The 9,199-nt window shown below is 63.1% G+C and carries 5 protein-coding genes; 1 reads left to right on the top strand and 4 read right to left on the bottom strand.

What is annotated here, in order from left to right; genetic code table 11:
- Positions 1–106 precede the first annotated feature (106 nt).
- Positions 107–3,412: a sacsin N-terminal ATP-binding-like domain-containing protein gene (locus tag AC5P7R_RS12005; protein ID WP_495213869.1), complete on the top strand. Its 3,306-nt coding sequence runs from the start codon at positions 107–109 to the stop codon at positions 3,410–3,412.
- A gap of 166 nt (positions 3,413–3,578) precedes the next feature.
- Here the strand turns inward: AC5P7R_RS12005 and AC5P7R_RS12000 are convergent, their stop codons facing one another.
- The 4 genes from AC5P7R_RS12000 to folD all read right to left on the bottom strand — a co-directional run bounded on the left by AC5P7R_RS12000 (position 3,579) and on the right by folD (position 9,046).
- Entirely contained in the window at positions 3,579–4,520 is a 942-nt protein-coding gene (locus tag AC5P7R_RS12000) for a DUF5655 domain-containing protein (RefSeq protein ID WP_495213868.1), read from the bottom strand.
- A gap of 95 nt (positions 4,521–4,615) precedes the next feature.
- Positions 4,616–6,181 carry a glutamine-hydrolyzing GMP synthase gene (gene guaA, locus AC5P7R_RS11995; RefSeq protein WP_019661318.1) on the bottom strand — a complete coding sequence of 522 codons (1,566 nt, stop codon included), beginning with the start codon at positions 6,179–6,181 and terminating at the stop codon, positions 4,616–4,618.
- Between the two features lie 103 nt (positions 6,182–6,284).
- Positions 6,285–7,742: an IMP dehydrogenase gene (gene guaB, locus AC5P7R_RS11990; RefSeq protein WP_005416248.1), complete on the bottom strand. Its 1,458-nt coding sequence runs from the start codon at positions 7,740–7,742 to the stop codon at positions 6,285–6,287.
- Positions 7,743–8,167: 425 nt separating this feature from the next.
- Positions 8,168–9,046 carry a bifunctional methylenetetrahydrofolate dehydrogenase/methenyltetrahydrofolate cyclohydrolase FolD gene (gene folD, locus AC5P7R_RS11985; protein WP_069117134.1) on the bottom strand — a complete coding sequence of 293 codons (879 nt, stop codon included), beginning with the start codon at positions 9,044–9,046 and terminating at the stop codon, positions 8,168–8,170.
- Between the last annotated feature and the right edge of the window lie 153 nt (positions 9,047–9,199).

The following is a 9,199-nucleotide window of genomic DNA, read 5'->3' as shown; positions in this document are numbered from 1 at the left end:
TCTGCGGCGCTTGGTTTACTGATACATTTTGTCATGATAGTCCATGAATGTGCAGACTTGAGCAAACATGGCACCAAAATCGGTGCCTGACCTAGAGGGGGTGGCCGTGGGATCGAACTACGAGGCAATTTGCGAGGAGAACCGGGAGAGCTACGGCACCAAGGGCGCACAGAAGTCCGGCCAGCTGGCCGCTGGCCTGTACGACGACCGCACGCACTTCATCTTCGAACTGCTGCAGAACGCCGAGGACGCCCTCGGGCGGCGCGGCGAGTGGTACGGATCACGCAAAGTTGAGTTCACCCTGAACCCGGCCTGCCTGACGCTTTCGCATTTCGGCAAGCCGTTCGACGAGGCCGATGTCCGAAGCGTCTGCGACATCGCCGAGAGCACCAAGAACGAGTCGTCCATCGGACGCTTCGGCCTCGGCTTCAAGTCCGTCTACACCGTCACCGATCTTCCGGAAATTCACTCCGGCGACGAGGACTTCGCCATCGAGAACTACGTCTTCCCGAAGCGGATGGCGCGTTCGGCGCGCGCGGCGGACGAGACGCAGATCGTTCTACCCCTGAAACCGGAGGACGCGAGCGCAGCGCAGCACATCACGACGGGGTTCCGCCACTTGGGGCCCGGCGCGCTGCTGTTCTTGCGGAACATCGAAGAGATCAACTGGAGTGTCGAAGGTGGCGCGTCGGGGTTCTACCTGCGCAACAGGCCTGAGTCTCTCGGCCCCAACGTGCACCGCATCACTGTGATCGGCCAAGAAACTGGCAAGGCAGAGGTCGATCAAAACTGGTTGGTGTTCCACCGGGACGTGTTTTCTGTCGAGGGGCAGATGATCGGGCGAGTAGAAGTCGCCTTCTCGCTGCTTGCGGTGAAGGACGTCCCAGGCCGCTGGGCGGTGCAGCCGCTGGCCAAGTCACCGCTGGTGGTGTTCTTCCCGACGGTGGTCGAGAGCCACCTTGGCTTTCTCGTGCAGGGGCCGTACCGCACCACGCCAAGCCGCGACAACATTCCACCCAGCGAGCCGTGGAATCAGCATCTGGTCAAGGAAACGTCCGGCCTGCTGGTGGAGGCGATGCGCTGGATGCGAGACAACGCGATGCTGGACGTCACGATGCTGCGCTGCCTGCCGCTTGACCGCGAGAAATTCCCAGAGGATTCGCGGTTCGCGCCGATGTTCGATGCCGTCCGTCAGGCGTTTCAGGGTGAGGAGCTGCTTCCAACCTTCGACGACGGACATGTCACTGCCCAACAGGCCAAGCTGGCGCGAACGCAAGACTTGCGTGAACTGTTTAGTCCGGAGCAGCTGGCGTCGCTCTTCGGCCCGGAAGTGCGTGCTTGGCTGTCCGGCGACATCACTCAGGACAAGGCTCCCGAGATCCGCCAGTACCTGATGCGCGAACTCGACATCGACGAGATCACGCCGACAAAACTGGTGCCGAGCCTGACCAAGTCGTTCCTTGAGGCGCAGTCCGATGAGTGGGTGTCACGTCTGTACGAATTCCTGAGCGGCCAGGAGACGGCGCTGCGTCGTCGTCTGGACACCGTTCCACTCATCCGCCTCGATGACGGTACACACGTCGTTGCTCGCGAGAACGGAAAGGCCAAGGCGTTCCTGCCCAGCACCATCGCCACCAGCTTCCCGACGATGCGCCGAGCGGTGTGTGCGACACCCGAGGTGCGTTTGTTCCTGCTTTCGCTGGGCATCACCGAACCTGATCCTGTGGACGATGTCGTCTGGAACCTCCTGCCGAAGTACCGGCAGCAAGAGGTGGATGTGGACGACGACACCTACGCGGCCGATATCGAGCGCATCCGGGCGGCCTTCAACACTGACTCAACGGCGCAGAAGGATAAGCTCCGATCAGCCCTGCGCGACACCACCTTTGTGACGGTGGTCGACAACGATGGCAAAGGCTATGTCGCCAAGCCCGGGGAAGTCTACATCGCCACCGATCGCCTGCAGCAGCTCTTCGCCGGTGTGCCCGACATCTTGATGGTGGACAACGAATACGACTGCCTGCGCGGGGAAGACATCCGTGACCTATTGGTGTCATGCGGCGCAAGCCGCTACCTCACACCGCAAGCAACGCCGTCGGGGCTTGGGCCTTCCGAGAAAGCGCAGATTCGCAGAGAAGCAGGCCTTGAGCGTGCGAGCTGGGAAAGCCAGACAGAGGACTTTACCCTTCGCGGGCTGACACAGTTGCTGGAGTTCTTGCCGACGCTGAATTCCGAGGAGGCTGCAGCCAGAGCGAAGGTGCTGTGGGAGGCGCTGGCTGATCTGGAGACGCGCGGCACAGCCGCCTTCTACGGCTCCTACAAGTGGGGCTACTTCCACGAGGCAAAGGCAGCCCGGTTCGACGCCGCCTTCGTGCGGACGCTCAATCAGGTCGCGTGGGTGCCGAACGCCGACGGAGAACTTGTGCGGCCGGGGCTCGTCGTGTTCGACACGCTTGGCTGGAAGCCCAACCCATTCCTGCTGACCAAGATCGCCTTCAAGCCGCCGATCATCGATCAGCTCGCCAAAGAGGCAGGTATCGATCCGGCTGCACTCGATCTGCTGCGTAAGCTCGGTATCACCAACGTGGCTGACCTGACTTCCCGATTGGGCATCACGAATCCAACACCTGAGCCCGAGCCATCGCCAGCACCTGAACCGGAGATCGACGAGCCATCCGATGGCAACGTGTACGACGGCGCGAAGGATCTGTACGACGATGACATGCCGGAGATTCCGCCCGGCCCCCCTGATCCGGATGGTGGTGATAGCGTGGGTACTGGTGCGGGATCTGTTGGTCAAGGGCGCACCGGCACGGGGACTTCACGCTGTGGTGGCCATGGTAATGGAGTTGCGCACGGCAGTGCGGGCGGTCACGGCACCTCCGGTGACAAAGGCGGTGGCAAAGGCAGCAGCTCGGGCAAGAGAACACCCGGCAACGCAAACGGGCGGCCATTCATTTCCTACGTCGGAACGCACCCCGATGATGACAGCCCCGATCCCGATGGCCTCGATCAGGCTACACGGATGCAGATCGAGGGGCGCGCCATCGACCTGATCATTGGTCTCGAGCCATCACTGCACCGCGCTCCGGAAGGAAACCCGGGTTTTGACCTCTTCGAGGCCGACAGTGGTGGCAAGCAGATTCGATGGGTCGAAGTGAAGTCGATGACGGGCACCTTGGCAAATCACCCCGTTGGACTGTCACACACGCAATTCGAATACGCACGAGAAAAAGGTGAGGCGTACTGGCTGTATGTGGTAGAGCACGCGACCGATCCAGAACAAGCCCGCGTGCTCAGGATTCAGAATCCCTTCGGCCACGCCCGAACGTTCACGTTCGACCACGGCTGGAGCGAGATCGCTCAGACTGCGCCACCGACGGCGATCCCCCACCCTCCCAGCTCTGCTTGAACACTCAATCAATCATGACGAACGCTTCGAGTTTTGCCAGTCTCTCACAGCGGCCGTTGATACGGTAAGCGTGGCTGAAGGTAACGGTGTCGACGGTCGATACCGCAAACGAGGGCACCTCTAGGCGCCCTCGTTCTTCGGTGGCGTTCAGCCCTATCCTGCACAACTACGTCCTCCCCTCATAGGCATCCACAATAAGTGGCTTGGCCCGCTCCAGATCCTCGAGATTCGAGATCGCAACCTCCAAGTCTCCGGTGCCCCAATGGCCGAACGTTCGGGCATCGCGCATGTTGGGCGCTAAGTGGGCAATCGAGTCGGGATCGATGTGCAAAAAGAGGAGCAAGCGACTCTTCTGCGGCACGACAGTTGCGAAGTTCTTAAGACGTTTGAATGCCATGTACAACTTGAGCTCTTTGCGCTGAACGTCATCACCTAGCGATCCGATGAAATCGTCCAACGAGCCAATCAATCCCGCCATTTCGGGGCCATACAATGCCATCCACTCGGAATATGTCCTATCGCCTGTGGAGCTTGACGACCTTGGAGCGCTGGTGGGCGGCATGTCCGCTACCACTTCGCGTGCCCTGGCCTTCGCGCGACCAGAGCTAACGGTATTGACCTGCTCAAACAGAAGCAGATCATCTCCAAAGCGCCTGTACCGAATGAGCTCCACGCTCTTGTTGATCTGTTGGACAGCGTGCGCATCGAACTTTGTGAAATCGGCCGCTATGCAGAGAACTCGTGGGGAACTCCAGTCAATCTGTGAAGCCGCGACGGTACCGAGCGAGTCCATTACCTGAAGCTTGAATTCGGCCTGATGATCCATAAGCCAATCGAGGTAGTAGAGCCCTTGATTGATGACATTCTCACCAATCGAGCGCTTATACTCAATAATCACAGGACTGTTGTTTTCGTCTAGACCCAAAGAGTCAATGCGACCACCATGGGTCTTTCCAGTCACGTACTCAGTTGCGACGAAGCGGATACCCAGCATAGGCAGTAAGTTGGCTTCAATGAGTGTCTGAAGCGGCTTTTCCAGATCGGAAGCCCTTCCCTGCAGTTCAGTCGCTTTGCCATCAACCAGCCTGAAAAGCTTGATGTCACTCATCCCGTCCGATTCCCTTCAAATCTGCGCCTAGCGTACCGGTAAACGGCTTCACCTCGAACAACAAGGGCGCCTCTCGGCGCCCTCGTTCTCTTAACTCACTCCCACTCAATAGTAGCCGGCGGCTTCCCCGAGATGTCATAGACCACCCGCGACACCCCCCGCAACTCATTGATGATCCGGTTGCTCACCGTCCCCAGGAACTCATACGGCAGATGCGCCCAGTGCGCGGTCATGAAGTCAATCGTCTCCACCGCCCTTAGCGCAATCACCCACTCATAAGCACGCGCGTCACCCACCACGCCAACCGACTTCACCGGCAGGAACACGGCAAACGCCTGGCTGGTCTTGTCGTACAGATCGGCCTTGCGCAGCTCATCAATGAAGATGGCATCGGCCTTGGCCAGCAGCTCGGCGTATTCGCGCTTCACTTCGCCCAGAATGCGCACGCCCAGGCCCGGGCCCGGGAACGGATGGCGGTAGACCATGGTGCGCGGCAGACCGAGCTCGACGCCCAGGCGGCGCACTTCGTCCTTGAACAGCTCGCGCAACGGCTCCACCAGGCCCAGCTTCATGTGCTCCGGCAGGCCGCCCACGTTGTGGTGGCTCTTGATCACATGCGCCTTGCCGGTCTTGCTGCCAGCCGACTCGATCACGTCCGGGTAGATGGTGCCCTGCGCCAGCCACTTGGCGTTCTTCAGCTTGCTCGACTCTTCATCGAAGATCTCAACGAACAGGTTGCCGATGATCTTGCGCTTGGCTTCCGGGTCGCTCACGCCTTCCAGCGCGGCGAAGTAACGGTCGGCGGCATTCACGCGCACCACCTTCACACCCATGTGCTCGGCAAACATCGCCATCACCTGGTCGCCTTCCTGCCAGCGCAGCAGGCCGGTATCCACGAACACGCAGGTCAGCTTCTCGCCGATGGCCTTGTGCAGCAGCGCGGCCACCACGGACGAATCGACGCCACCGGACAGGCCCAGGATCACTTCGTCATCGCCCACCTGTTCGCGCACGCGGGCGATCTGGTCGTCGATGATGTTGGCGGCGGTCCACAGGGTCTGGCAACCGCACACGTCCACCACGAAGCGGCGCAGCAGCGCCTGGCCCTGCAGGGTGTGGGTCACTTCCGGGTGGAACTGCACGCCGTACCAGCGCTTTTCTTCGTTGGCCATGGCGGCCACCGGAATGCGGTCGGTGGTGGCGGTGATGGTGAAGCCCGGCGGCGCCACGGAGACGTGGTCGCCGTGGCTCATCCAGACATTCAGCTTCGGCTCGCCGCCGTGGTCGCTCAGGCCCTTGAACAGTGCATCGGGGTTGATCACGTTCACTTCGGCGTGGCCGAACTCGCGCTGGTCGGCGGCTTCGGTGGCACCGCCCAGCTGCGCGGCCAGGGTCTGCATGCCGTAGCAGATGCCAAAGATCGGCAGACCGCTGTCGAACACTTCCTGCGGCGCGGCCGGCGCACCCGGCAGCGTGGTCGATTCCGGGCCACCGGACAGGATGATGCCCTTGGCGCCAAACGCGGCGATCTCGGCCGGGTTGTGGTCCCACGCCCAGATTTCGCAGTAGACGCCCAGCTCGCGGATGCGGCGGGCGATCAGCTGCGTGTACTGCGCGCCGAAATCGAGGATGAGGATCTTGTCGTTATGGATGTTGGTCATGGCGCCCCGGCAATGCAGTAGGGAAAACGAAATCAGATTTACGGCGGCAGATGGAGAAAGAGGAACGGGAAGTGCTTCCCCGTTCCTCTTTGCTCGGCCCGCGTCAGGCGCGGTAGTTCGGCGGCTCTTTGGTGATCGTCACGTCGTGGACGTGGCTCTCACGCTGGCCGGCGCCGCTGATCTTCACGAACTTGGGCTTGCTGCGCATGTCTTCGATGGTGGCGCAGCCCACGTAGCCCATGGTGGCGCGCAGGCCGCCCATCAGCTGGTGGATGATGCCGCCCACCGGGCCGCGGTACGGCACGCGGCCTTCGATGCCTTCCGGCACCAGCTTGTCGGCGGTGGCGGCGTCCTGGAAGTAGCGGTCCTTCGACCCCTTCTCCATCGCAGCCAGCGAACCCATGCCGCGGTAGCTCTTGTACGAACGGCCCTGGTACAGCTCGGTCTCGCCCGGCGATTCCTCGGTACCGGCCAGCAGGCCACCGACCATGATGGTCGAGGCACCGGCGGCCAGCGCCTTGCCGATGTCGCCCGAGTAGCGGATGCCACCGTCGGCGATCAGCGGGATGCGGTCCTGCAGCGCTTCGGCCACCAGGTCGATGGCGGTCACCTGCGGCACGCCGACGCCGGCAACGACGCGGGTGGTGCAGATCGAGCCCGGGCCGATGCCGACCTTGACCGCGTCCGCGCCGCTGTCCAGCAGCGCCAATGCGGCTTCGCCGGTGCAGATGTTGCCACCGATGACCTGCACGTTCGGGAAGTTCTTCTTGACCCAGCTGACGCGGTCCAGCACGCCCTGCGAGTGGCCGTGCGCGGTATCGACCACGATCACGTCCACGCCGGCGGCGACCAGCGCTTCCACGCGGCGATCGGTATCGCCACCCACGCCGACGGCAGCGCCGACCAGCAGGCGGGTCGACAGATCCTTGGCAGCGTTCGGGAAGTCGGTGTTCTTCTGGATGTCCTTGACGGTGATCAGGCCACGCAGTTCGAACGAATCATTGACCACCAGCACCTTTTCGATGCGGTTGCGGTGCAGCAGCTGCAGCACTTCATCAGACGCGGCGCCTTCCTTGACCGTGATCAGGCGATCCTTCTTGGTCATGATGTGGCGGACCGGATCATCCAGCTCGGTCTCGAAGCGCATGTCGCGATGGGTCACGATGCCGGCCAGCTGGCCGTCGCTGCCCACCACCGGCACGCCGGAGATGTTGTGCGCCTGGGTCAGGGCCAGCACGTCGCGGATGGTGGTTTCCGGGCCGACGGTGATCGGGTCGCGGATGACACCGGCCTCGAACTTCTTGACCTTGGCCACTTCCGCGGCCTGCTGTTCCAGGCTGAGATTCTTGTGGATGATGCCCATGCCGCCGAGCTGGGCCATGGCGATGGCCAGGCGGGCTTCGGTGACGGTATCCATCGCGGCGGACAGGATCGGAAGCTTCAGCTTCAGGTCTCGGGTCAACCGCGTTTCGAGGTTGACGTCCTTGGGCAGGATGGTCGAGTGGGCGGGGACGAGCGAGACGTCGTCGTAAGTGAGTGCTTCAGCCTGGATGCGCAGCATCGGCATACCCGAGATGTGGGGAAGCGCGACATTTTACCCTGTTTTCGTGCCGCGTGGCAGGGGGTAGATGCGACGCAGTGTCGCGCCGGCGGCGATTGGTTCAGGGGGCGGTGAAACCTGCCTCGGTGGGTGCGGACCGTTGGTCCGCACTACCTTCATACACCTGTGCACCGGCATTGTGCCGACCAAGGGTCGGCACCCACCTTGACCTTGAGAGGATCACCTGGGCCAGCCCTGGGGCATCTTTGATAGGTGCGGACCGTTGGTCCGCACTACCCTTCAGACACCTGTGCCCCAGCATTGTGCCGACCAACGGTCGGCACCCACCAGCAGCACATCTCGCGAACAGACCCAAGGGCCAGATCCAGCCGCTTCAGGTGGGTGCGGACTTTCCCTCAGACACCTGAGAGCAGCCCCAATTGGGGTCAGCTCAGCGCTTCCGCCGCTTCCAGGGTGTTCTGCATCAACGTGGCCACGGTCATCGGTCCCACGCCGCCCGGCACCGGGGTGATCCAGCTCGCCCGCTGGGCGGCCGCTTCAAACCCGACGTCGCCCACCAGGCGGCCGTCGTCCAGGCGATTGATACCGACGTCGATCACCACCGCGCCCGGCTTCACCCACTCACCCGGCACGATGCCGGGGCGGCCCACCGCCACCACCAGGATGTCGGCGTTGCGCACGGCCTGTTCCAGCACGTCCTTGGGGGTGAACTTGTGGCAACTGGTCACGGTGCAGCCGGCGATCAGCAGCTCCAGGCCCATCGGGCGGCCGACGTGGTTGCTGACGCCGACGATGGTTGCATTGCGGCCGCGCACCGGCTGGTCGGTGTGACCCAGCAGCGTGGTGATGCCGCGCGGGGTGCACGGGCGCAGGCCGAACTCGCGCAGGGCCAGGTGGCCGACGTTTTCCGGGTGGAAGCCGTCCACGTCCTTGCGCGGGTCGATGCGCTGGATCAGCCGGCGCGCGTCGGGGATGCCCGGCAGCGGCAGCTGGATCAGGATGCCGTTGATCTTCGGATCGGCGTTGAGCTGGTCGATCAGCTCGAGCAGCTCGGCTTCGGTGGTGCCGGCCGGCAGATCGTAGTCATGTGCCTCGATGCCGACCTTCTCGGCGGCACGGCGCTTGTTGCGCACGTACACGGTCGAAGCCGGGTCGCCACCCACCAGCACCACGGCCAGGCCCGGGCGGCTGCCGCCGGCGGCCACGCGGGCGTCGACGCGCACCTTCAGGCTGTCGAGCAGGTCCTCGGCGATGCGGCGGCCATCAAGGATGCGGGCAGGATGCTGGGGGGCGGAATCGGTCATCGGAGGCAGGCGTGGGGCGGCGGGGACGCTATTGTCCCCGATTCAGGCCCCCTCGCCCACCGCCAATCCGGGCGGCCGCTGCGCTCGCCGGGCATGGCCCGGCGCTACCCCACCCGTGCGCACCACGGTAGCGCCGGGCCACGCCCGGCGAGC

The organism is Stenotrophomonas sp. YJH_SMC_27 (genome assembly GCF_059369815.1).
Note: the sequence above shows the minus strand (reverse complement) of the source record. Positions and strands in the feature narration are given on the sequence as shown.